Annotated in this window: 25 protein-coding genes; 16 read left to right on the top strand and 9 right to left on the bottom strand. The window is 68.3% G+C overall.

The window, feature by feature from the left end:
• Positions 1 to 140: 140 nt before the first annotated feature.
• Positions 141 to 920, top strand: coding sequence for a purine-nucleoside phosphorylase (locus BOX37_RS04770; protein ID WP_071926569.1), 780 nt, complete (start codon positions 141 to 143; stop codon positions 918 to 920).
• Positions 921 to 2,426, top strand: coding sequence for a phospho-sugar mutase (locus tag BOX37_RS04765; protein ID WP_071926568.1), 1,506 nt, complete (start codon positions 921 to 923; stop codon positions 2,424 to 2,426).
• A gap of 61 nt (positions 2,427 to 2,487) precedes the next feature.
• Here BOX37_RS04765 and upp read toward each other — a convergent pair whose 3' ends face one another.
• Entirely contained in the window at positions 2,488 to 3,111 is a 624-nt protein-coding gene (gene upp, locus BOX37_RS04760; protein ID WP_071926567.1) for a uracil phosphoribosyltransferase, read from the bottom strand.
• Between the two features lie 142 nt (positions 3,112 to 3,253).
• Here upp and BOX37_RS04755 point away from each other — a divergent pair, with 142 nt between their 5' ends.
• The 5 genes from BOX37_RS04755 to BOX37_RS04735 are packed head-to-tail and all read left to right on the top strand — an operon-like array spanning position 3,254 to position 6,672.
• Positions 3,254 to 3,583: a hypothetical protein gene (locus tag BOX37_RS04755; RefSeq protein ID WP_071926566.1), complete on the top strand. Its 330-nt coding sequence runs from the start codon at positions 3,254 to 3,256 to the stop codon at positions 3,581 to 3,583.
• The gene (locus tag BOX37_RS04750; protein WP_071926565.1) at positions 3,580 to 4,710 is read left to right on the top strand and encodes a C40 family peptidase; all 1,131 of its coding nucleotides are present in this window, start codon (positions 3,580 to 3,582) and stop codon (positions 4,708 to 4,710) included. The genes BOX37_RS04755 and BOX37_RS04750 overlap by 4 nt, the downstream gene beginning before the upstream one ends.
• A complete protein-coding gene (locus BOX37_RS04745; protein WP_071926564.1) occupies positions 4,707 to 5,060 on the top strand; it encodes a hypothetical protein in 354 nt (117 codons plus the stop codon). Before BOX37_RS04750 ends, BOX37_RS04745 begins: the two co-directional genes overlap by 4 nt.
• Positions 5,057 to 5,410 (top strand): YbaB/EbfC family nucleoid-associated protein, encoded by a 354-nt coding sequence (locus BOX37_RS04740; RefSeq protein ID WP_167659894.1) that lies wholly within the window; start codon positions 5,057 to 5,059, stop codon positions 5,408 to 5,410. The genes BOX37_RS04745 and BOX37_RS04740 overlap by 4 nt, the downstream gene beginning before the upstream one ends.
• Before the next feature lie 20 nt (positions 5,411 to 5,430).
• The gene (locus BOX37_RS04735; RefSeq protein ID WP_071926562.1) at positions 5,431 to 6,672 is read left to right on the top strand and encodes a primosomal protein; all 1,242 of its coding nucleotides are present in this window, start codon (positions 5,431 to 5,433) and stop codon (positions 6,670 to 6,672) included.
• Between the two features lie 54 nt (positions 6,673 to 6,726).
• Here BOX37_RS04735 and BOX37_RS04730 read toward each other — a convergent pair whose 3' ends face one another.
• The 3 genes from BOX37_RS04730 to BOX37_RS04720 all read right to left on the bottom strand — a co-directional run bounded on the left by BOX37_RS04730 (position 6,727) and on the right by BOX37_RS04720 (position 9,811).
• Positions 6,727 to 7,824 (bottom strand): adenosine deaminase, encoded by a 1,098-nt coding sequence (locus BOX37_RS04730; protein WP_071926561.1) that lies wholly within the window; start codon positions 7,822 to 7,824, stop codon positions 6,727 to 6,729.
• 171 nt (positions 7,825 to 7,995) lie between these two features.
• The gene (locus BOX37_RS04725; RefSeq protein WP_084759421.1) at positions 7,996 to 9,378 is read right to left on the bottom strand and encodes a thymidine phosphorylase; all 1,383 of its coding nucleotides are present in this window, start codon (positions 9,376 to 9,378) and stop codon (positions 7,996 to 7,998) included.
• Between the two features lie 19 nt (positions 9,379 to 9,397).
• Entirely contained in the window at positions 9,398 to 9,811 is a 414-nt protein-coding gene (locus BOX37_RS04720) for a cytidine deaminase (protein WP_071931190.1), read from the bottom strand.
• A gap of 291 nt (positions 9,812 to 10,102) precedes the next feature.
• Between BOX37_RS04720 and sdhC the strand changes: the two genes are divergently transcribed.
• From sdhC to BOX37_RS04700, 4 genes are read left to right on the top strand one after another with little or no spacing between them, the layout of a single operon-like run.
• Positions 10,103 to 10,507 (top strand): succinate dehydrogenase, cytochrome b556 subunit, encoded by a 405-nt coding sequence (gene sdhC, locus BOX37_RS04715; RefSeq protein WP_071926560.1) that lies wholly within the window; start codon positions 10,103 to 10,105, stop codon positions 10,505 to 10,507.
• 2 nt (positions 10,508 to 10,509) lie between these two features.
• Positions 10,510 to 10,944, top strand: a complete 435-nt coding sequence (locus BOX37_RS04710; RefSeq protein ID WP_071926559.1) for a succinate dehydrogenase hydrophobic membrane anchor subunit — start codon at positions 10,510 to 10,512, stop codon at positions 10,942 to 10,944.
• A 16-nt stretch (positions 10,945 to 10,960) separates the two neighbouring features.
• The gene (gene sdhA, locus BOX37_RS04705; protein ID WP_071926558.1) at positions 10,961 to 12,760 is read left to right on the top strand and encodes a succinate dehydrogenase flavoprotein subunit; all 1,800 of its coding nucleotides are present in this window, start codon (positions 10,961 to 10,963) and stop codon (positions 12,758 to 12,760) included.
• Positions 12,760 to 13,530, top strand: coding sequence for a succinate dehydrogenase iron-sulfur subunit (locus tag BOX37_RS04700; RefSeq protein ID WP_071926557.1), 771 nt, complete (start codon positions 12,760 to 12,762; stop codon positions 13,528 to 13,530). Before sdhA ends, BOX37_RS04700 begins: the two co-directional genes overlap by 1 nt.
• A 61-nt stretch (positions 13,531 to 13,591) precedes the next feature.
• Here BOX37_RS04700 and BOX37_RS04695 read toward each other — a convergent pair whose 3' ends face one another.
• Both BOX37_RS04695 and BOX37_RS04690 read right to left on the bottom strand, forming a co-directional pair.
• The gene (locus BOX37_RS04695; protein ID WP_071926556.1) at positions 13,592 to 14,053 is read right to left on the bottom strand and encodes an exonuclease/endonuclease/phosphatase family protein; all 462 of its coding nucleotides are present in this window, start codon (positions 14,051 to 14,053) and stop codon (positions 13,592 to 13,594) included.
• 371 nt (positions 14,054 to 14,424) lie between these two features.
• Positions 14,425 to 15,429: a fructosamine kinase family protein gene (locus tag BOX37_RS04690; protein WP_084759420.1), complete on the bottom strand. Its 1,005-nt coding sequence runs from the start codon at positions 15,427 to 15,429 to the stop codon at positions 14,425 to 14,427.
• Positions 15,430 to 15,599: 170 nt separating this feature from the next.
• On the opposite strand from BOX37_RS04690, the gene BOX37_RS04685 reads away from it, so the two are divergent.
• A complete protein-coding gene (locus BOX37_RS04685) occupies positions 15,600 to 16,844 on the top strand; it encodes a cytochrome P450 (protein ID WP_071931189.1) in 1,245 nt (414 codons plus the stop codon).
• 10 nt (positions 16,845 to 16,854) lie between these two features.
• Positions 16,855 to 17,592 (top strand): TetR/AcrR family transcriptional regulator, encoded by a 738-nt coding sequence (locus BOX37_RS04680; protein ID WP_071926554.1) that lies wholly within the window; start codon positions 16,855 to 16,857, stop codon positions 17,590 to 17,592.
• 20 nt (positions 17,593 to 17,612) lie between these two features.
• On the opposite strand, the gene BOX37_RS04675 is transcribed toward BOX37_RS04680, so the two are convergent.
• The 3 genes from BOX37_RS04675 to BOX37_RS04665 all read right to left on the bottom strand — a co-directional run bounded on the left by BOX37_RS04675 (position 17,613) and on the right by BOX37_RS04665 (position 19,509).
• Positions 17,613 to 18,380, bottom strand: a complete 768-nt coding sequence (locus BOX37_RS04675; RefSeq protein ID WP_071926553.1) for a hypothetical protein — start codon at positions 18,378 to 18,380, stop codon at positions 17,613 to 17,615.
• Positions 18,381 to 18,473: 93 nt separating this feature from the next.
• The gene (locus BOX37_RS04670; RefSeq protein ID WP_071926552.1) at positions 18,474 to 19,142 is read right to left on the bottom strand and encodes a JAB domain-containing protein; all 669 of its coding nucleotides are present in this window, start codon (positions 19,140 to 19,142) and stop codon (positions 18,474 to 18,476) included.
• A 121-nt stretch (positions 19,143 to 19,263) separates the two neighbouring features.
• On the bottom strand, positions 19,264 to 19,509 hold the full coding sequence (locus BOX37_RS04665) for a type II toxin-antitoxin system VapB family antitoxin (RefSeq protein ID WP_240505208.1): 246 nt from the start codon (positions 19,507 to 19,509) through the stop codon (positions 19,264 to 19,266).
• A gap of 258 nt (positions 19,510 to 19,767) precedes the next feature.
• Here BOX37_RS04665 and BOX37_RS04660 point away from each other — a divergent pair, with 258 nt between their 5' ends.
• The 3 genes from BOX37_RS04660 to BOX37_RS04650 all read left to right on the top strand — a co-directional run bounded on the left by BOX37_RS04660 (position 19,768) and on the right by BOX37_RS04650 (position 23,031).
• Positions 19,768 to 20,664, top strand: coding sequence for a phenylalanine 4-monooxygenase (locus BOX37_RS04660; protein WP_071926551.1), 897 nt, complete (start codon positions 19,768 to 19,770; stop codon positions 20,662 to 20,664).
• 144 nt (positions 20,665 to 20,808) lie between these two features.
• A complete protein-coding gene (locus BOX37_RS04655; protein ID WP_240505207.1) occupies positions 20,809 to 21,486 on the top strand; it encodes an ester cyclase in 678 nt (225 codons plus the stop codon).
• Between the two features lie 243 nt (positions 21,487 to 21,729).
• Positions 21,730 to 23,031, top strand: coding sequence for a D-alanyl-D-alanine carboxypeptidase family protein (locus tag BOX37_RS04650; protein WP_071926549.1), 1,302 nt, complete (start codon positions 21,730 to 21,732; stop codon positions 23,029 to 23,031).

Here is a 23,031-nt window from a genome sequence, read left to right as displayed (position 1 = left end):
ATAAACCGCAGCTGGGCATGTACTTACTCGCGGGTAGTCCGGGCCGAGGCTGCTCGCCTGTCCAGCCCCGCACCCCGACCTCGAGGAGGGGCGGCCCCTGGGAGCCGCGAACTAGCGGCGCCCGCCGCTAGTATCACAGCATGCTTGCCGAACAGGCCGCTCAGGCGATCGCCGAACGTACGGGAGTGCCGCGTCACCGCGTGGCCGTGGTGCTGGGATCGGGGTGGCAGGAGGCAGCAGCCGAGATCGGGGCGCCGCGTGCCTCGATCGCCATGCCGGAGTTACCCGGGTTCGGCCGACCCAGTGCGCAGGGGCACGGCGGCATGGTGCATTCGCTCACCGTGAACGACAACAACGTGCTGCTGCTGATGGGCCGTCAGCATCTCTACGAGGGCTACACCCCCCAGCAGGTCGTGCACCCGGTGACCGCCGCGATCGCCGCGGGCGCCGAGATCGTCCTGCTCACCAATGCCGCGGGTGGGATCAGGCCCGGCCTGCAAGTGGGTGAGCCGGTGCTGATCGCCGATCACCTCAATCTCACCGCGCGGACCCCGCTCGAAGGGGCGCGGTTCGTCGATCTGGTCGATGCCTGGGACCCGGAGTTGCGGGCGCTGGCCAGGGAGATCGATCCGAGCCTGAGCGACGGCGTCTACGCCGGACTCACCGGTCCGCAGTACGAGACGCCCGCCGAGATCCGCATGCTGGCCACGATCGGTGCCGATCTGGTCGGCATGTCGACGGTCCTGGAGGCGATCGAGGCGCGTTCGCGTGGCGCGAAGGTGCTCGGGATCTCGCTGGTCACCAATCTGGCCGCGGGTGTCACCGGTGCGCATCTGTCGCACGCGGAGGTGCTCGCCGAGGGGCAGGCGGCCGCGCCCCGGCTGGGCAAGCTGCTGCGCGGGATTCTGGAGCGCGTGTAGATGCTGCGCTTCGGGACCGCGGGCCTGCGCGGACCGCTGCGCGATGGCCCGGACGGGATGAACGTGACCACGGTGTCGCGGGCCACGGCCGGGGTGGCCGCCTGGCTGCGGGAACGGTGTCTGGGCGGCGGCGCGGTGGTCGTCGGACGCGATGCCCGGCACGGGTCGGCCGAGTTCGCGACCACCACGGCCGAGATCTTCGCGGCGGCGGGCTTCCCGGTGACGCTGCTGCCCGAGCCGGTGCCGACGCCGGTGGTGGCCTTCGCGGTGCGCGAGCTGGGCGCGGTGGCCGGCGTGCAGATCACCGCCTCGCACAATCCGCCCGCCGACAACGGGTACAAGGTGTATCTCGACGGTGGGGCACAGCTCATCGCGCCCGCCGACACCGAGATCGAGAAGTGCATCGAGGTCGTGGCCGAACCTGTTGCCAGGGAGCCGGTTTCGACCTCCGGTGCGGAGCTGGTCGATCGGTATCTCGCGCGGGTCGCCGACCTGCCCGCGCTGCTGGGCGGGCCCGGTGCGCGGGCCGAGGTGCGGATCGCGCTGACTCCCCTGCACGGGGTCGGCGGCGAACTCGCGGTGCGGGCACTGGCCGCGGCCGGGTTCACCGATGTGCACGTCGTCGACGAGCAGTTCGCGCCCGATCCCGACTTCCCCACCGTCGCCTTCCCCAACCCCGAGGAACCCGGCGCCGCCGACCTGCTGCTCGCCCTGGCCGAGCGGGTCGACGCCGATGTGGCGATCGCGCTCGACCCCGATGCCGACCGCTGCGCCCTCGGTGTGCTGGGACCGCAGGGCTGGCGGATGCTGCGCGGCGACGAGACCGGCGTGCTGCTGGCCGACTACGTCCTGCGCACCGCCCCCGCCGAGCCCCTGGTCGCCACCACCATCGTCTCCTCACGCCTGCTCGCGAAGCTGGCGGCCGCGCGCTCGGCCCGCTACGCGGAAACCCTGACCGGCTTCAAATGGCTGGCCAGAGCGGGTGACGGGCTCGTGTACGCCTACGAGGAGGCGATCGGCCACTGTGTGGACCCGGCGAAGGTGCGTGACAAGGACGGCATCTCGGCAGCTGTGTCGGCCGCCGATCTCGTCGCCCTGTTGAAGGCGCAGGACACCTGCCTGGTCGACGAATTGGACTCCTACGCTGTCGAATTCGGTCTGCACGCGGGCGACCAGGTCTCCCTGCGCCTGCCCGACCACGCCGCGGCAGGCGCCCTCGCCGCCGTCCTGCGCGCCGACCCACCCAGCGAAATAGCCGGTACCCCGGTGAAATTCACCGACCAAGCGCAGGTCCGCGGCCCACTGCGCACCGACGCCCTCATCTTCGACGCCGACGACTTCCGCATCGTCGTGCGCCCCTCGGGCACCGAGCCGAAACTCAAGTGCTACCTCGAAGTCTTCGCTCCGGTGGCAACGACGGCCGACCTGCCGACAGCCAGAGCCGCTGCGTCGGAACGCCTCACCGAACTAGGAACGTACTGCCGGTCGCTCGCCGCGACCGGCTAGGGCCTGCGTCGGCGCCGGCGAGAAGTGCGCCGCGCCGGCTTGCGGTGGTCCCGCGTCCGATTCAGCGCGGGCCGAACTGGCGGTCGCCCGCGTCGCCGAGGCCGGGGACGATGTAGGCGTTCTCGTTGAGTTCCTCATCGACCGCGGCGGTGATCAGGCGGACCGGGAGGCCCGAGTCGGCCAGGGCGGCAACGCCTTCAGGGGCGGAGACGACGCAGACGGCGGTGATGTCGGTGGCGCGTCGGGCGGCGAGGAGTTCGAGGGTGTAGAGCATCGAACCGCCGGTGGCCAGCATGGGATCGAGGACGAACACCGGCAGGCCGGTGAGGTCCTCGGGCAGCGATTCCAGATAGGGCACGGGCTCGTGGGTCTGTTCGTCGCGGGCGATGCCGACGAAGCCGACGCGGGCCTGCGGCACGAGATCGGCGGCCGCGTACACCATGCCGAGGCCGGCCCGCAGCACCGGAACGAGCAGCGGCGGCGCGGCCAGGCGCACCCCCTCGGTGACGGCGACCGGTGTGTCGATGGGCGCACGCACCACCGGCGCGTCGCGCAGCGCCTCGTAGATGAGGATGCCGGTGAGGTCGCGCAGAGCATTGCGGAAGGTGGCGTTGTCGGAGCGGGCGTCCCGCATGGTGCTCAGCAGCGTCGCGGCGAGCGGATGGTCGACAGTGTCGGTGCGCATGAAAAAACGATAAAGTCGCCAGGCGGTTCCGGTGCGACTGCTGGGGAAATTTCGCGGTCGAGGGAACCGAACGCGGCGCCGGTGCGTCGAAGCTATTGAATGACGTACTCTGCCCGGGAACTCGAGGATTGGGGGAAGTTCGATGGTAAAGATGTCGGCCGATGCCGAGGGCATCGTCGCCTATAGCGGAACTGCCGAGGTCATGGCCACCGACCTGGCCACCGCGGCGGCTGGTGCGGTGGCTTCCGACCCCACCCTGCTCGGCCCGATCATGGGCCTGATCGGCGGTGATTTCGTGGCCGCCTACTCCGCCGCGCACTTCGGCCACGTGGCGGCCATCGGTCAGCTGTCGGCCGTCATGGCGAGCATGGGCACGGCCACGGCCGGCGCCGCCGCCACGCTCGTCGACACCGATCTGAACAACGCCGCCGCGCTCGGGTCGACGGCCGGCGAACTCGGTGCGGGCGCATGATCGACCTCAGCGGCATCGCCCAACCGCTCTACGACCTGCTGTCGAGCTTCGGTAGCGGAGTGGTCGGCGCCGGCGGCGCCTCCGACGGGCTGCGGTCGACCTCCACCAATCTCGACCAGATCTACGAGCTCGGGCGCAGCGGCATCAACGCCGTGAACACCGCGTGGGACGGTGTCGCCGTCGACGCGGCCACCTCCAAAGCACTGCGCGTACAGACCTCCTCGGCCACCCTGTCCGACAACGGCAACGAGATGGCGACCGTGGTCGACCAGGCCGCGGCCTACGTCGAGACCGGGCAGAAGGAACTCGACGGGATCGTCAACTCGTTCCTGACCAATGTATCCGCACTGGCACCCACCCTCGGCACGCCGGTCGGCCTCACCGCCGTCGTGAGCTCGGCGATCGACCACATCGGCCAGGGCCTCGGCGTCGTCGGCCGGGTGCAGGACGAACTGAGCACCCAGACCGCGGCGATCCAGGGGCTCACCCCGGCACCGTCGAGCACACCGTTGGCCGGCACCGCCGGCGGCGCGACCAACGCCGCGTCCACGCTCGGTTCCAACCTGCTGTCCACGGTCGCGAGCACCGGTAGCTCGATGCTCGGCGCCATGTCGTCGTCGGCCTCCTCGGCGCTGACCAGTTCCGGCTCCCCGGCGGCCACCGGCGGAACCGCCCCCGGCAACGGAGCGCCCTCGACCGAATCCGGCTCCTCGGCCGGGTCGAGCGGCACCGGTGTCAAGATCACCCTGCCCGACGGCAGCGTCGTCGAGGCGCCGAACGAAGAGGCCGCGACCGCGGTCCGCTCGGCCATCAGCGCCGTCGGCACACCGTACGTCTGGGGCGGCAACACCCCGGGTTCCGGCATCGACTGCAGTGGCCTCACCAAGTACGCCTACGGCGAGGCCGGGGTCGAACTGCCCCGGCTCGCGCAGGAACAGCACATCGGAAACCCTCAGGTCTCACCCGGTGATCTGATGCCGGGCGATCTGGCCGTGTGGGACGGCCACGTCGCCATGGTGGTCGGCAACGGGCAGCTCGTCGAGGCGGGCGATCCCGTCTCGATCAGTTCCATCCGAACGGAGAACAGTGGCATGGAGTTCTACGGCTTCTACAGGCCTACCTCATGACCGGCACGCCGATCCCCGAGGTTCCCAATGTGGAGTCCGCGGTCAGCACCAACCGGTCGGGCACGATCTCGGTCCGCGCGACCAGTATGGGTCTGCCGATCGCGATCAAGTTCGAGCGCAGTGAGTACCAGTACGGCGCCCAGGCGCTCGCCGACGAGATCCTGCGCCTGACCCGGCGCTCGACCATCGCCGCGGCCGCCCGGCTGCGCGAGGTCTACAGCGAGCAGGCCCAGATCCCCGACGAACTGCTGGACAAGATGAACCTGCCCACTCGGCGCCAGGCCGTCGAGGAGCTCGATCGCATCGACGACGCCGACACCGGTCAGACGAGTTGGATGAGGCCACTGTGAGTGCGGAAATGGACGCCCTGGTCAAGGGCGTGACCGACAAACTCGAGGCGCTGGAGGCGGCGCTGTACGGGTTGAAGCAGGTCAACGGGCGATTCACCACCGAGGACGGCCTGGTCACCGCCGAGGTGAACAGCGACGGCGCGCTGGTCGCGCTGACCCTCGATGAAGGCATCACCGCACTCGCTCCGCCCGAGGCCGCGCAGCTGATCCTGCACGCCTGCAAGCAGGCCACCGAGGGCGCCGGGACAGAGCGTTCCAACATCATTGCGACACTGAACGAATCACTCACCGGCTCGAGCGCGGTACCGGCCGATCGGTTAGCACCCGGGCCGGATAGTGCGCGGCGCTGAAGCTCGATAGGCTTCGCGTCATGGCTTCTGGAGACATCGTCCCGATCGAGCTCGGTCTGACCGATGGCGATCTCGTCACCCTGTGGGCACCGCGCTGGCGCGACGGTGACGACGAGTGGGAGGCGTTCCTCGGTCACGAGGACGACCTCTACGGATTCGAGTCCGTTGCGGAGCTGGCGGCGTTCATCCGCACCAACTCCGACAACGACCTCGTCGACCACCCGTCCTGGGCGGTCATCGCCGGTCTGTCGGCCGCCGAGCTGGAGCCGGAGGAGAACTTCAGCTTCGATCTGGTCGCGGTGCCGGAGCTGGCCGCGGGCGATCCCGAGGCCGAGGTCATCGGCGAGCTCGAGGACACCCTGGCGATGGTGCGCAACATCGGCGAGGTGTGCGAACTCGACGTGGTGACCAAGTTCTTCGGGTCCAACCCGGTGCTCGGCGCGCTGGCCAGCGGGGTGAGCACGTTTGCCGGGCGCGACGGTGAGGAGCTCTGGGACCAGGTCGGGGCGGCCATCATCAAGGGCTGGGACGACGTCCTCGACGCGATCGACAGTGTGGTCAGCACCCCCGAGGTGGACGCGGCCGCGGTCGCCGTCGCCGAGGCCGAGCTGCTGGCCGCCGAGGAGAACGTGGTCGACGCCGACGATGTCGCCGAGGAGGACGAGGAGTTCGAGAACGTCGACCTCACCGCCGAGGACGACGAAGACGAGGACGAGTCGTTCTGGCACGGCGTCGGCATCGACCCGGTCAAGATCGTCACCTCCGACGGCGAGCAGTACACCCTGCGCTGCTACCTCGACGACGAGCCGATCTTCCTCGGCAACGGCCGGACCATCACGGTGTTCGCCTCCGAGCGCGCGCTGGCCCGCTACCTGGCCGACGATCACGAACACGAGCTGGCCAGGGTTTCCACCTTCGCCGAGGTGCAGACCGCCGCGGTCGACGGTTCGCTCGAGGTCGAGGTGACCGACGAGAACGTCTACGTGCTCACCGGCCTGGTCGAGGATCTGGCCGAGGGCCCCGAGGCGGTCGACGTCGAACAGCTCGACCTCGCCGTAGAACTGTTCAGCGACGCCGCCGACTACGCCGACGACGACAGCGTGGAACAGGCGCTGGCCCCGTCGAATCCGCTCGGCTGGTACGTCTCCTACCTGCTCAATCCCGACCCGAACCGGATGGCACCCAACCCGCCGTTCGCGACCGAGGCCCAGCAGTTCCGCGACCTGCAGCGCGTCTTCGAGGCGCGCTTGGTCGCCGAGTGAGCTGACGACCCGGACAGCGGGGGTGGCACCCATCCAGGTGCCACCCCCGCTGTCTCAGCCGAGCAGGACGGCGTAACCCGGCTTGATGACCTCGTCGATGATCTTCAGCCGGTCCGGGAACGGGATGAACGCCGACTTCATGGCGTTGATGGTGAACCGCTCCAGATCACTCCAGCCGTAGCCGAAGGTATCGACCAGCTTGCGCATCTCCTCGCTCATGGAGGTGTCGCTCATCAGCCGGTTGTCGGTGTTCACGGTGACCCGGAAACGCAAGCGGGCCAGCAGGTCGAACGGGTGCTTGTCCAGCGAGGGCACCGCGCCGGTCTGCACATTCGACGACGGACACAGCTCCAGCGGCACCCGCATGTCGCGCACATAGTTGGCGACCAGGCCCAGCTGGGCCTCCTCGATGGCGCCCGGGACGCTGATGTCGTCGGTGATGCGCACCCCGTGCCCGAGCCGATCACAGCCGCAGAACGCCAGCGCCTCGTGGATCGAGGGCAGCCCGAACGCCTCGCCCGCGTGAATCGTGAAGTGCGCGTGGTTGGCCCGCAGATACTCGAAGGCGTCGAGGTGACGGGTGGGCGGGAACCCGGCCTCGGCCCCCGCGATGTCGAACCCGCCGACCCCGCTGTCGCGGAACCGCACCGTCAGCTCGGCGATCTCGCGAGAGCGCGCCGCGTGCCGCATGGCGGTGAGCAAGCAGGTCACCCGGATGACGTTGCCCTTTTCGGCGGCCAGCGCCTCACCTTCCCGGAACCCCGCGAGGGTGTGCTCGACGACCTCGTCGAGCGTCAGCCCCTTCTCGAGATGCTGTTCCGGGGCGAAGCGGACCTCCGCGTAGACCACACCGTCCTCGGCGAGGTCGATCGCGCACTCACGAGCCACCCGGCGCAAACCCTCCGGAGTCTGCATCACCGCGACGGTGTGGGCGAAGGTCTCCAGATACCGCTCCAGCGATCCGCTGTCGGCGGCGTCCCGGAACCACGCCCCCAAACTCTCGGCGTCGCGCGCGGGTAGTTGGTCATAACCGCAGTCAGCGGCCAGCTCGAGCACCGTCGCCGGCCGCAGACCACCATCGAGGTGATCATGCAGCAAAGCCTTCGGTGCTTGTCGGATCGAAGCAAGGTCGAGGGGCATCGGTCCAGTCATGTTCAAACGGTAGCTGGCAGCTGGCCGCCCCGCGCCCCCTAGCCAGACAAAGTGCCGTGACCGACGCATCGGCTCCCGACTGCGCGGCCCCGAGTCCGCCACCACCCCAGCTCCCAGCCCCCGTGTCACCAAAACCCAAGTCAGCCACTACCGCACTCACCGAACAACCCGCTACCCGATCCGCCCGAGTATCAGCTCGCCCGGCTCACTCGCAGGCGCCGACTCGATCACCACAGCACCATCGAGTGCGGCGACCGCGCCGGCGAACGCATCCGGCGTATCGGTGTGCAACGTCAGCAACGGCTGCCCCGCCACCACCGAATCCCCCGGCTTGGCGTGCATCTCGATCCCGGCCCCCGCCTGCACCTTCTCCCCCTGTCGCGCCCGACCCGCACCGAGCCGCCAAGCAGCGACGCCAACCCCCATCGCGTCGAGCCGAGTCAGCACACCGGTCGATTCCGCCTTCACGACCTCGGTATGCCGAGCCACCGGCAGCGCGGCATCCGGATCACCGCCCTGCGCCTGGATCATCGACCGCCAGTGATCCATGGCCCGCCCGTCGGAGAGCACGTCGGCGGGATCGATGTTCAGCCCGGCCTGGGCGACCATCTCCCGGGCGAGGGTCAGCGTCAGTTCGACCACATCGGCCGGTCCCCCACCGGCCAGCACCTCCACCGATTCGGCGACCTCGAGTGCATTGCCCGCGGTCCGCCCCAGCGGGGTATCCATTGCGGTGAGCAGGGCGACCGTGCGTACCCCGGCGTCGCGGCCGAGTTCGACCATCACGGTCGCGAGTTCGCGGGCGCCGTCGAGGGTCTCGAGGAAGGCCCCGGAGCCGACCTTCACGTCCAGGACCAGCGCCGCCGTCCCCTCGGCGATCTTCTTGCTCATGATCGAGCTCGCGATCAACGGAATGGACTCGACGGTGCCGGTCACATCGCGCAGTGCGTAGAGCCGTTTGTCGGCGGGTGCGAGGTCGGCGCCGGCCGCGCACACCACCGCGCCGGTCGCCGGGTCGGACAGGATCTCGCGCATCCGCGCCACGGTGACATCGGCCTGCCAGCCGGGGATGGACTCGAGCTTGTCCAGCGTGCCGCCGGTGTGCCCGAGCCCGCGCCCCGACAGCTGCGGCACGGCCGCCCCGCAGGCCGCGACGAGCGGGGCCAGCGGCAGGGTGATCTTGTCGCCCACGCCGCCGGTCGAATGTTTGTCGACGGTGGGCCGGGGCAGGTCGGTGAAGTCCATCCGGCTGCCGGAGGCGATCATCGCCGCCGTCCACCGCGCGGTCTCGCGCCGGGTCATCCCCCGCCACACGATCGCCATGGCCAGCGCCGACATCTGCTCGTCGGCCACGATTCCCCGGGTGAATCCGTCCACCACCCAGTCGATCTGCGCGTCCGACAGCTCCCCGCCGTCGCGCTTGGCAGTGATGATCGATACCGCGCTGTGGCCGCCGCCCCGCGAACTCTGGCCGGACTCGCGCGCGGGCGGACTCGCGTCGGCGGCAGGCGGCAGGTGGGTGGAGCGGTCGTTCGTCCCCGACGAGTTACCCATGTGCCCACTAAATCAGTGGTTACCCGCCTTCGCCAGCGCGACCGGCCGCCAGGTCGTCGGGTCCGAAGGCGTACGGGAGCAGCTCGCTCAGCGGCTTCGGGCCCTCGGGATGGTCGATGAGCAGTTCGCCCCCGCCGTGTTCGTACAGCAGCTGGCGGCAACGCCCGCACGGCATCAGGATTTCGCCCCGAGAATCGGTCACCGAGACCGCAATGAGACGCCCGCCACCCGAAGTGAATAAGTTACCGACGAGTACGCATTCGGCACACAGAGTTACCCCGAGTGAGACATTCTCCACATTGCAACCGCTCACAATTCGCCCATCCGCACTGAGAGCAGCTGCGCCGACCGGGAACCGCGAGTACGGGGCGTACGCAAGTCCCATAGCGTGAATGGCCTTGTCACGCAAGGTATTCCAGTCGATCTCGGACATGGCGAACCTCCACACATTGATGCCGAATACGCCTCGATGAAGACCTGCGCACCAGTATCCGACATCGAGAAAGGTAAACCTAACTCGCCGGATTTGCACGCAACGCGCGGCACGCCGAATTAGTTCCGCGAAACAGAGAGGATTAGAGTTCACCGCAGATCGGTTCAGGTTCCCGGCGGCGGGCAGCGCTCAGCGCAACACAGCGCAGCCACCTGGGCAATTGCCTCTCCACGCACGCTGGCGTCGGGTCTGTGACCGGGTCCATCAACGACGTTGGAGGCACCGCACTCTATGACCACGATAGAAGCTCCGGCTCCGGCCCAGCCGAAGCGGAAGACGCTGTACCGCGGCGACCCGGGCATGTGGTCCTGGGCGCTGCACCGGATCACCGGTGTCACGATCTTCTTCTTCCTCTTCGTGCACGTGCTGGACACGGCACTGGTTCGGGTCAACCCGAACACCTATGACGAGGCCATCGAGCTCTACAAGACCCCGCTGGTCGCGCTCATGGAGATGGGCCTCGTCGTCTGCGTGCTCTTCCACGCCCTCAACGGCGTCCGCGTGATCCTGGTCGATTTCTGGTCGCAAGGGCCGCGCTACCAGAAGCAGATGCTCTGGGTCGTGCTGACCATCTGGGTCCTGGTCTCCGCCGCAGGCGTCGGCCGCCAGTTCTTCTACCTGCTGACGGAGCACTGATCATGAGCGCACCCATCATCGGAAAGTCCTACGACCGCCCGGCCAGCCTGGACCTGCCCCGCTCCCCGCGCGCCCGGTCGAACAACAACTTCGAGAAGTACGCGTGGCTGTTCATGCGCTTCTCCGGTGTGCTGCTGATCTTCCTCGTGCTCGGTCACCTGTTCATCATGCTGATGATCGACGGCGGCGTGAAGCGCCTGAACTTCGCGTTCGTGGCGGGCCGCTGGGCCAGCCCGTTCTGGCAGATCTGGGACCTGACGATGCTGTGGCTGGCCCAGCTGCACGGCGGCAACGGCCTGCGCACCGTCATCGATGACTACTCCCGCAACGACTCCACGCGGTTCTGGCTCAAGACCATCCTGGTCGTCTCGATGATCCTGGTCATGGGCGTTGGCACGTACGTCATCTTCACCTTCGACCCCAACATCACAGGTTAGGAACAGGCCACCTCGCATGAGTGAGCGAAGCGAACGAATCAGCGGTTCGGGTGAATCTCGCCCAGTCCAGGAGCATCGCTACGACGTGGTCATCGTCGGCGCCGGTGGCGCGGGCATGCGCGCGGCGATCGAGGCCGGTCCGCGCACCCGCACCGCGGTCCTGACCAAGCTGTACCCGACCCGCAGCCACACCGGCGCGGCCCAAGGCGGCATGTGCGCCGCACTGGCCAACGTCGAAGAAGACAACTGGGAATGGCACACCTTCGACACCGTCAAGGGTGGTGACTACCTGGTCGACCAGGACGCCGCGGAGATCATGGCCAAGGAGGCCATCGACGCGGTGATGGACCTGGAGAAGATGGGCCTGCCGTTCAACCGCACGCCCGAGGGCAAGATCGACCAGCGTCGTTTCGGTGGCCACACCCGCGATCACGGCAAGGCGCCGGTGCGTCGCGCGTGTTATGCCGCCGACCGCACCGGTCACATGATCCTGCAGACCCTCTACCAGAACTGCGTCAAGCACGACGTCGAGTTCTACAACGAGTTCTACGTGCTCGACCTGGTGATGGCCGATTCCGACAGAGGACCGACGGCGACTGGTGTTGTTGCCTACGAGCTCTCGACCGGTGAGATCCACGTCTTCCACGCGAAGTCGATCGTGTTCGCCACCGGCGGCTCGGGCCGCATGTACAAGACCACCTCGAACGCGCACACGCTGACCGGCGACGGCATGGCGATCGTGTTCCGCAAGGGCCTGCCGCTCGAGGACATGGAGTTCCACCAGTTCCACCCGACAGGCCTCGCGGGCCTGGGCATTCTCATCTCCGAGGCGGTCCGCGGTGAGGGTGGCATCCTGCGCAACGCCTCCGGTGAGCGCTTCATGGAGCGCTACGCCCCCACCATCAAGGACCTCGCGCCGCGCGACATCGTCGCCCGCTCGATGGTGCTCGAGGTGCTCGAGGGCCGGGGCGCCGGACCGAACAAGGACTACGTCTACATCGACGTGACCCACCTCGGCGAGGACGTGCTCGAGGAGAAGCTGCCCGACATCACCGAGTTCGCGCGCACCTACCTGGGCGTGGACCCGGTCAAGGAGCTCGTGCCGGTCATGCCGACCTGCCACTACGTGATGGGCGGCATCCCCACCCGCATCCGTGGCGAGGTACTGCGCAACAACACCGACGTGGTCCCCGGCCTCTACGCCGCCGGCGAGTGCGCGTGCGTGTCCGTGCACGGCGCCAACCGCCTCGGCACCAACTCGCTGCTCGACATCAACGTGTTCGGCCGTCGCGCCGGTATCGCCGCCGCCGAATACGCGCTGCGCACCGAGTTCGTCGAGATGCCGGAGAACCCGGCGCAGATGGTGCAGGACTGGCTGACGCTGATCCTGTCCGACCACGGCGACGAGCGGGTGGCCGACATCCGCACCGAACTGCAGTACACGATGGACATGAACGCCGCCGTGTTCCGCACCGAGGACACCCTCAAGCAAGCCCTCACCGACATCCACGTGCTCAAGGAGCGCTACACCCGGATCACCGTGCAGGACAAGGGCAAGCGCTACAACAGCGACCTGCTCGAGGCCGTCGAGCTGGGCTTCCTGCTCGAGCTGGCCGAGGTCACCGTCGTCGGCGCGCTCAACCGGAAGGAATCGCGCGGCGGCCACGCCCGCGACGACTACCCGGATCGCGACGACGTGAACTTCATGCGGCACACGATGGCTTACAAGGTCGGTTCGGAACTCACCTCCGATATCCGGCTCGACTTCAAGCCGGTGGTGCAGACCCGCTACGAGCCGATGGAGCGTAAGTACTGATGACTGCTGTAGCCGAACCCATCACCCAGAAGCCCGCGCCCGTCCCCGAGGGCTCGGTCATGGTCACCGTGAAGGTGGCCCGGTTCAGCACCGAGAACGACAAGGGCGCGTACTGGGATTCGTTCCAGGTGCCGGTCCTGCCGACCGACCGCTTCCTCAACGTGCTGATCTACATCAAGTCCTATCTGGACGGCACCCTCACCTTCCGGCGCTCCTGCGCCCACGGTGTGTGCGGTTCGGACGCGATGCGGATCAACGGTGTGAACCGGCTGGCCTGCAAGGTGCTGATGAAGGACTTGCTGCCCAAGGGCGACAAGACCCTCACCATGTCGGTGGAGCCGATCCGCGGCCTGCCCGTGGAGAAGGACCTCATCGTCGACATGGAGCCGTTCTTCGACGCCTTCCGTGCCGTGAAGCCGTACCTGATGACCTCGGGTAACGAGCCGACCCGCGAGCGCATCCAGAGCCAGGCCGACCGCGCCCGCTTCGACGACACCACCAAGTGCATCCTGTGCGCCTGCTGCACCACCTCCTGCCCCGTGTACTGGAGCGACGGCAGCTACTTCGGCCCGGCCGCGATCGTGAACGCGCACCGCTTCATCTTCGACAGCCGTGACGAGGGCGCCCGCGAGCGCCTCGACATCCTCAACGACGTCGAGGGCGTGTGGCGCTGCCGCACCACCTTCAACTGCACCGACGCGTGCCCCCGCGGCATCGAGGTCACCAAGGCCATCCAGGAAGTCAAGCGGGCCCTGCTCTTCACCCGCTGATCTGCCCTCGGTCCGCGAAGGCCGCCCGCATCGAAAGATGCGGGCGGCCTTCGGCGTTGGATCAGCCCGCGTAGCCGAAGACCGGGTAGTGGTCGCTGTAGTCGGTGTCGGTGTAGGTGGTGCCGCCCGCGGTGACGCTCCAGGCCGGGCTCTTCACCCGACGGGTTTCGTTGACGTAGCCATTGGGGACCGGGTGGCCGTTGATCGGCAGAACGTAGTCGAGGTGCTCGGCGGCGTATTCCGGGCCGTACTGGTCGAGGCAGACGGAGTTGTCGCGGCAGTCCCAGGAGTGCGGATGGCCGGTGTGCCGCGGCGTGACGGCATCGAGTTCGCTGAGCATGGCCGGGTATTCGGCGCTGGATTCGATCACGTACATGTCCCCCGCCACGTACACCGGCTCGGTGGCGGGAATCCGCTCGGCGGCGAGGAACGCCGTGATCTGGGCCCGCTGTTTCGCCCGCACCTGACCTGGCTGACCCGAGCGGCAGCCGTCGTCCTCGGACTGCATGTGGGTGCCGATCACTGTGGAACAGCTCCTGCAACACGACCACATCCTGGTCGGCCAGCAGATTCTGCTGGGCGATCAGATCCGCACGCTGCTCCTGTCCCCAGTTCGGGTAGAGCGTCTTGGGCATCAGGAAGACGTTGTAGGACGCGATCTTCGGCGACGCGGGCGCGGGTGCGGCCCCGGCGGGGACGACGGGAAGCAAGACGGCCGCACCACAGAGGACAGCGAGTGCCCTTCGTTTGAACATGGGGGATCTTGGTCACACGTCCACTTCATTGGCCGCCACTCGGTCACCCCTACATCAAATCGTTACAGTTTACGTAAAGATGTAACCTTGCCTCCGATAGGTCGATGAATCGAACCTCGTTGCCCCTCGAGCCGAACAGCTAGCGATAGCGGTCGGCCGCCGCCAAGACGGCCCTCCGGTAGCCGCGGCCGAAAAGGACGGCGTGAACCAGGAGTAGCGGGAGGGTGTGCAAGGGGATGCGGGACTCCCAGCCCGGGGCGAGGGCGTGAATCTCGCCGTAGGCGGCGATGATTCGGGAGAAGTGGGGAGCGGCGCCGAAGAGGGTGAGGGTGGCGAGGTCGGTTTCGCGGTGGCCGCCATGGGCCGCGGGGTCGATGAGATAGGGGGTGTCGGCCCAGCCCCAGATGACGTTGCCGGGCCAGAGGTCACCATGGATACGAGCGGGAGGTTCGGTCGGCGCCTCGATGTGGATGGATTCGACGAGGGCGGCGTCGGCGGGATCGAGGGCGCCCGCGTCCACGGCGAGTCGCAGGTACGGGAGGATGCGGCGTTCGCGGTACCAGGTCGGCCAGTCGTCGCCGGGGGTGTTGTCCAGCGGTAACCCGGCGAGAAATCCCGCGGCCGGCGGACCCGAACTCTGCGAGGTGGTCGCAGTCGGCGACTCGCCTTGACTCGGCGACATGGCATGACCCGACGGCCCGGCCCGGCCCGACGACACGGCTGCGCTGGGCGGCACCGTGGCACCGAACTGGGACGCGCCGGCCCGGTGCGTCGCGGCGAGCTCGCGGCCGAAGCGCTCGGCGGCGGCGCGGGTCGGTTCGGCGTGCTCGATCCACTCCATCAGCAGCAGGTCCTCGGTGACCGCGTACACCTCCGGCACCGCGACCCCACCGGCCGAGCGCAGCCACCGCAGACCGTCGGCTTCCCCGGCGAAGAGACCGGGCGGCGCGGCGGCGACCTCGGTCGTCGGCGCCGCGGACAATCCACCCGGCCAGGTCTTGAGGAACAGCTGCGTGCCGTCGTCGAGACCGATCCGCTCGGCCACGCTGATCGAGCCGCCCGAGACCGGCGTGGTGCGCAGCCGCTGATGGGCGAGGAAGGTCGGCAGCAGGTGCGGGTTGGCGCGTAAGAACGGCAGGTCCACGCTGCCATCTTGCCCAGCCGTGCGTCCGACGGCTCCCATTCCGGCCACACCTGTTTGTTAACAGGTATTACTAAACACTGTTCATAAAACGGTTCGGCATGCTTTCATGGTCTCGGAACGTGTTCTACATCACGCGGGCAACACCGCGTGACGAACCGGAGGAGAGACCCGTGATCAGCCCGAACATCCCGGCAGGATTCGATTTCACCGACCCGGATCTGCTGGCGGAACGCCTGCCCGTCGAGGAGTTCGCCGAGCTGCGCAAGACCGCGCCGGTCTGGTGGTGCGCCCAGCCGGATCGCGCCAGCGGATTCGACGACGGCGGCTACTGGGTGGTCTCGAAACTGGCCGACATCAAGGAGATCTCGAAGAACCCCGAAGACTTCTCCTCGCACGAGAACACCGCGATCATCCGATTCAACGAGGAAACCACCCGCGAGCAGATCGACATGCTCGGCAACATGCTGATGCTGAACCTGGATCCGCCGCAACACACCAAGATTCGGCGCATCGTGTCGAAGGGGTTCACCCCGCGCGCGGTGGAGAACCTGCGCGCGGCGCTGACCGAGCGCGCCGAGCGCATCGTGCACGAGGCCAAGAAGTCCGGGCGCGGTGACTTCGTCGAACAGGTGGCCGTCGAACTGCCGCTGCAGGCGATCGCCGAACTGCTCGGGGTGCCGCAAGAGGACCGCAGGAAGATCTTCGACTGGACCAATCAGATGATCTCCTACGACGATCCGGAGTTCGAGGGAAATCACCACACCGCCACCGCCGAGGTGATGGGCTATGCCTGGAACATGGCCGAGCAACGGCGCGGCTGTCCAGCCGCCGACATCGTCACCCAACTGGTCAACGCCGATGTCGACGGCGAGCACCTCGGCTCGGACGAGTTCGCGTTCTTCGTCATCCTGCTCGCGGTCGCGGGCAACGAGACCACCCGCAACTCGATCACCCACGGCATGAAGGCCTTCGTCGACAACCCCGAGCAGTGGGAGCTCTACAAGGAACAGCGCCCGCGCACCGCGCCGGACGAGATCGTGCGCTGGGCGACGCCGGTGACCGCGTTCCAGCGCACCGCCACCCGCGACCTCGAACTCGGCGGTCAGCAGATCAGGAAGGGGCAGCGGATCGGGCTGTTCTACAGCTCGGCCAATTTCGACGAGACCGCCTTCACCGATCCGTTCCGGTTCGACGTGCTGCGCAACCCGAACCCGCACGTCGGCTTCGGCGGCACCGGCACCCACTACTGCGTGGGCGCCAATCTGGCCCGCCTCGAGATCGACCTGATGTTCAACGCCATCGCCGACGCGATGCCCAATCTGCGCCAGGTCGCCGAGCCGGTCCGGCTGCGCACCGGGTGGCTGAACGGCATCAAACGCTGGGAAGTCGAATACGCTCGAGCCCGCGGCGAATGAGGAGGGCTGGGTGACGGAGCCACAGCGGGCACGGGGGCGGGCGCCGGTGGTGTCCGACGCCGATATTCGGCGCGTCGCGCGGGCGCTGCTGTCCGCGCACGGCCCCGACGCGGTGACCCTGCGTGCCATCGCCCGCGAACTCGGCGTCACCGCCCCCGCCCTCTACCGTCACTACGCCTCCCACGACGACCTGCTGGAACGGCTGCGCGTGGAGTTCTGCGCCGATCTGGCCGCCTTCCTCGCCGCGCAGCTCGACCAGCTCCCCGACGACGGCGCGGTCCAGTTCCTGGCCATCTGCCGGGGTTTCCGCCGCTGGGCGCTGGCCAACCCCCGAGAATTCACCCTGGTCTTCGCCTCCCCCACCGCCAGTCAGCGCCCGATGATCGGCCGCTTCGACGAACCCTTCGGCCGCATCTTCCTCGCCGCCGCGGGCCGCCTGCTCGCCGGTTTCGACATCGCCACCCCACCCGGCGACACCATCCCCGCCGCCCTGCGCGCGGACCTCATCCGCTTCCAGACCGACCTGCTCGCCATGCTCTCCGACTCCGGCCAGAAGTTCCCCGCCGAGAAACTCGACCTCAGCGTCACCTACCTCATGGTCCAGACCTGGGCCCGCCTCTTCGGCCACGTCACCCTCGAAGTCTTCGGCAACTACCCCATCCCCCTGGCCGACCCGGAGATCATGTTCGACGCCATGCTCGCCGACCTCGCCCGCACCGCGGGCTTCGACCACCACCCCGACGCCTGAGGATCGTCAGGAACTCGAGCTCAGGGCCGGGGGCCGCGCGGCGGAACGCGGGGATCGATCCCAGGGGGCGGTGGCGGGTAGGGGTACGGCTGGTGCGATGCGACCGGAGAGCTGTGCGGCCGCATCGAGGGCGGCGCCGACGGCCAGTGTGGTGGCGGTAGGGTCACCGACGGCGGTGCGGCGTGGACTTCTCGGTGTCGTCGGCGGGACCTGATGTCGTCGATCACGCTGTAGCCGAAGGCCAGTCCAGCACCGGTCAGCAGAACGCCGAACATGAGGCCAAAGGTACTCAGCAGGCGGTTACGTCCCTGGATCTTCGCGGCGGTTTCGCTGATGGCCAGGCCGTACCTTCCCGTGGTCGGGCACGTGGCCGCCGATTCCATCACCACACCCTGACAGGTCGGCAGCACACTCGACATCAGCGCCTCGAAGCCCCCGGCGAGTGCGAGCGCACCGAGCGCCACCCCGATCACCGCGATCGCGATGTCGCCCACCGTCGGCCGCTCAGGGATCTCCGGCGCGGTGTCCTCCTCGGCCACGATCCGTCGCAAGACGCGTGCCGAGACTGCCACGACAGCCACACAGCAGATGGCGACAGACACGGCAAGCAACAGCAACATGCGCGCGTACGCGGTGACCTGGTCACGCTGTGCTGCTGACAGTGGATAGCTTCCGCTCGCACAATTGTCCGACCCGATGATTCGGTGACAGGACAGGTCCGGGTCGACGAGGAGCGCCGCCGCATAGCCCGTGACACCGAGGCCGACGAGGAAGAGTCCTGTGCCCATCAGGCAGATCAGAAACGTGCCGAAACCTCGTGTAGCCGATAACAAGATCGATTTCCCTTCCCCCGTCTGGACCCGACTGTATTCTGCCCCGGCCTAGGTGAGTGGTGGGGCGGTGGACCAGGTTTCGCCTGCGATGACGAGGTGGTCGAGGTAGCGGAGGCCGACGGTGTGGGCGGCTTGGTGGAGCAGGGTGCTGGCTCGGCGGTCGTCGGGGCTGGGTTCGGGGTCACCGGAAGGGTGGTTGTGGGCGACGGCGAAGGCTCGGCCGTCGTGGCGCAGGACGGTGTTGAGGATCTCGCGGACGGGGACCGCGACGTGGTCGATCGCGCCCTCGGCGACGAAGGCCCGGTGGCGCAGGCGGTTCTGGGTGTCGCAGATCAGCACGAGCAGCCGTTCCACGCGGGCGCCGGCGAACAGGGGCACCGCGACACGGGCGATGTCGGCGGGCGCGGTGAGCCGCGGCACCGATTCGGTGGTGCGCGAGCGGGTGCCGAGGTGGAAGGCAGCGATCACCGTGGCGGCCTTGGCCGGTCCGATACCCGCCCTGCGGGCCAGCTCCTCCGGGCGCGCGGCGGCCAGGTCGGCGAGACCGCCGTACTCGCCGAGCAGCGCGGCGGCCAGTTCCAGCGCGGACTGCCCGCGCGTGCCCTGCCCGAGCAGCAGTGCGAGCAGTTCGGCATCGGCCAGCGCGTGCGGACCGAGCATGAGCAGCCGCTCGCGTGGGCGCTGAGCGAGTGGCAGATTGGCGATCGGGACCGACATCGTTCCCCCTGCGGATCGGTGAACGTCGATCATCGCAGCGGGCACCGACAGATCCGGCGGTGTGGCATCGGCCCGCGGTCCCGGCGTACCCCGCGCCGCCGGGACCGGCCGAGCTACCGAGCTACCGCTCGGCCACCGCGTCGGCGGTGACGACCGAATCCGGGTCAGCGGGACTGTCTTCGCGCGCAGGCCGCTCGCGACTGAAGACCGAATCCGCCATCAACCGTTCGAGGTTGCGTAGCTGGCGTTCGTGCACCACGATGCGGCGAAGCGCCTCGTTGATCGTCGCGTTGCTGTCGGTGGTGCCCATGATGTCGGCAGCAGCGGCCAGCAGGTGCTGATCGAGATCTATCCGCAGGGTTCGCACACGTCCTCCTTCGTACGGACGCAATCTTGCGTCATGGGCGTTGCGCGCGGGCGCCGATTCACCGCGTCGTTACCGAACCCAGGCGTTCGCAAGTCCGCACAGCGGCCGGCCGGGTGGGCGAGGGCGAACGGCTGGCACGCGGGTGGAAATCGCTGGTGACCGTCGGAATCATGGGCCTGCCCGCACCCGAACTGTGCAGTTTGCGCAGTTGTGCGCGTCGTTGTTGTCGCGACGATCCAGCGGTGCTTGCCTGGAGACATGTTCACCGAGGCACAGTTGTATTCGCCGGTGACGCGCGAGCGTGACGGCGATGTCACCGTTCACCTGAGCGATGATCATCCCGGCGTGCACGACGAGAACTATCGAGCCCGCCGCAACGCCATCGCCGCGCTGGCACTCGACTACACACCCGGCGCACCCGCTCCGCACATCGACTACACCGACGACGAAGAGCGGGTGTGGCGGATCGCCTCGGCCGAACTGGCCCGCAAGCACCAGACCTACGCCTGTCGCGAGGTACGCGAGGCGGCCGCCGAACTCGCCCTGCCGCGCGATCACATCCCGCAACTCGACGAGGTGTCGGCGCTGCTCGCCCCGCTCACCGGGTTCACCTACGTGCCGGCCGCCGGACTCGTCGGGCTCCGCGAGTTCTTCGGTTCCTTCGCCGAGCGCACCTTCCACTCCACCCAGTACATCCGCCACCACTCCGCCCCGCTCTACACCCCCGAGCCCGACGCGATCCACGAGATCATCGGCCACGCGAACCAGATCGCGAGCCCGCGCTTCGCCGCGCTCTACGCGACGGTCGGCGCCGCGGTGGCCCGATTGACCACCGATACCGCGCTGAAATTCCTGGCCGACGTGTTCTGGTTCTCCCTCGAATTCGGTGTGGTCCGTGAGGACGACGAGATCCGTTGCTATGGCGCCGGATTGCTCTCCTCCTACGGCGAGATCGATGAATTCCGGCACGCCCGGCTACGCCCGCTCGATGTTGCCGCGATGGGCACGATCACCTACGACATCACCCGCTACCAGCCCGTGTTGTTCTGCGCGGATTCGGTGGATCAGCTCGTCGACGTGCTCGGCGAATTCTTCGCGACCATGGATGACGAGACACCGGACCGGTTTGCCAGGGATTCGGTGACGCGTCCGTAAATCGTTGCCACAGAGCACAGTTCACCATTCGGAAGCTTCTCACTTGGTGAGATCCGGCACGCGCGAAGCGGTATCCAACTGTTACTTTCGACCGGTTCTACGAGCTTTACGAAGGGGTCGGGTAGACCGAAGATGACTGTGGACGTGACGGATACGCAAGCCGAGAACCCGGAGCCGGAAGCCCCGCTGTGGTTGCGGGGCAGGGAGGCCGTGATCGCGGCGGCGGCGCCGTCGGAATGGCGGGGCAACGTTCCCGACTACGAACTGAGCCACGAGGTGATTCCGCGCGAGCGCAGCGTCGAGCACGCGCCCGGGTCGCTGGAGGCGATCGTCGAGGATCTGGTGAAGGTCTTCGAAATGGAGGTCTCGCACAAGGGAGACCCGGCCACCTGGCTGTCGGTGGTGGCCGAGCAGTACCGCGGCCGGGTCAACGGCGGGGTGTGGCAGGACGCCGAGGAGTTCGCCCGGATCGGCAGCTACAACATCCTGATCGGCGACAATCCGTACTACGAGTCGGCGAACGAGACCTTCGAGTCCTCGCACCACATCTTCCACACCGCCTTCCCCGGCGGCTTCTTCTGGGAGGTGCTCGAGGTGCTCTCGGGTCCGCCGACCGTCAGCTTCCGCTGGCGGCACTGGGGCAGGTACGAGGGCGAGTACAAGGGCCACCAGCCCACCGGTGAGCAGATCGAGATGTACGGCGTCACCATCGCCCGGGTCAGCGAGGATCTGCGCATCGTCGAGCTCGAGCACTTCTACGACAACAATCAGCTGCTCGGTCCGCTGGCGCACGGCTGCCCGGTGCAGCACACGGCGAAGTAGTGGTCAGGGCGGGCCGTCGCAGAACGACAGGCCCGCCCGCGGCGAGACAAGCGCGTGGCCGACCTTGTCGGCATCGACCGGGCGGTCGCTGCCTCATCCGGCCTGTGGCGATTCCGCCGGCGAGACCGGGAGCGGGTCGGCAGCAGCGAGTTCGTCGATGCTGCACCCATTGCCGCGCTGCGGTATTCGCATCTGATCGACCACCAGGGCCGGTAGGGCGGCCGTTCGCTAACCTCATGGGCGATGAAGATCCGCGATCTCGGCGTGCGCGCCGCCTGCTTGCTCGGTGCCACTCTCACCGTCGCCGCCCTCACCGTCGCTCCCGCCACCGCCGTTCCCGCCCCGGACACCGACAGCGGATCGAGCACGACGACCACGCCGCCGTTCACCACACCGAACACCGAGGACTGCGCGCAGCGCACGCAACCGCCCGCCCCGATCGACACCTCGGAGGTGCCACTGCCGGGCGAGCCGACCCCCACCGCGCTGCCGGTACCGTCACCGCCCATCGGCGGTCAGCGCCTCGGCGAATGCGGCGTCGTGCTGACCGACGGCGCGCCACCGCTACCCGCCGACATCTCGGCCACCGCGTGGCTGGTCGCCGACCTCGACACCGGCCGCGTCCTCGCCGCCAAGGACCCACACGGGCGCTACCGGCCCGCCAGCACCATCAAAGTCGCCCTCGCCATCGTCGCGCTGCGCAGCCTGGACCTCGACGAGGTGGTCATCGGCACCCAGGCCGACGCCGACGTCGAAGGCACCAGGGTCGGGATCGGCCCCGGCGGGCGCTACACCAACCGCCAGCTCCTGGAAGCGCTGATCATGGCCTCGGGCAACGACGCCGCGCACGCCGTCGCCACCCAGCTCGGTGGCGACAAGGCGGCCGTGGCGAAGATGAACGAGGTGGCGAAGACATTGCGCGCCATGGATACTCGCGCCGCCACCCCCTCCGGCCTCGACGGCCCCGGCATGAGCACCTCCGCCTACGACCTGTCGGTACTGTTCCGCGAGGCGATGACCATCCCACTGTTCGCCGAGCTGCTCCACACCGAACAGGTCGACTTCCCCGGCCACCCGGCCGATCCGAAGATCCCCGGCGACACCGATCGCCCCGGCTATCCGATCGCCAACGACAACCAGCTGCTCTACAACTACGAGGGCGCGATCGGCGGCAAGACCGGCTTCACCGACGACGCCCGCCAGACCTTCGTCGCCGCCGCCGAGCGCGACGGACATCGCCTGGTCGTCACCCTGCTCAAGGCCGATGTGCGCCCGATCCGGCCGTGGGAGCAGGCCGCCCGGCTGCTGGACTACGGCTTTGCCCTCGACCCCGACGCCCGGATCGGCAAGCTGCCCGAAACCGGCGGTGCGGCAGTACAACCCAGCGTGCCGCTGGCCTCGCCGCCGCCACGCGCCGATGGCACACAGGCCGCGACCGAGCAGCAGCCGCACCACGGCGCGCGGGTGGCCACGCTGATCGGCGCACCGGTGCTCGTGGTGGTGTTGTTGCTGCTCGGCAGGCGGATCGCGCGGCGCGGCCGGTGA

The organism is Nocardia mangyaensis, from assembly GCF_001886715.1.
Classification (GTDB): Bacteria; Actinomycetota; Actinomycetes; order Mycobacteriales; family Mycobacteriaceae; genus Nocardia; species Nocardia mangyaensis.
This window is presented reverse-complemented; position numbering and strand designations above follow the sequence as displayed.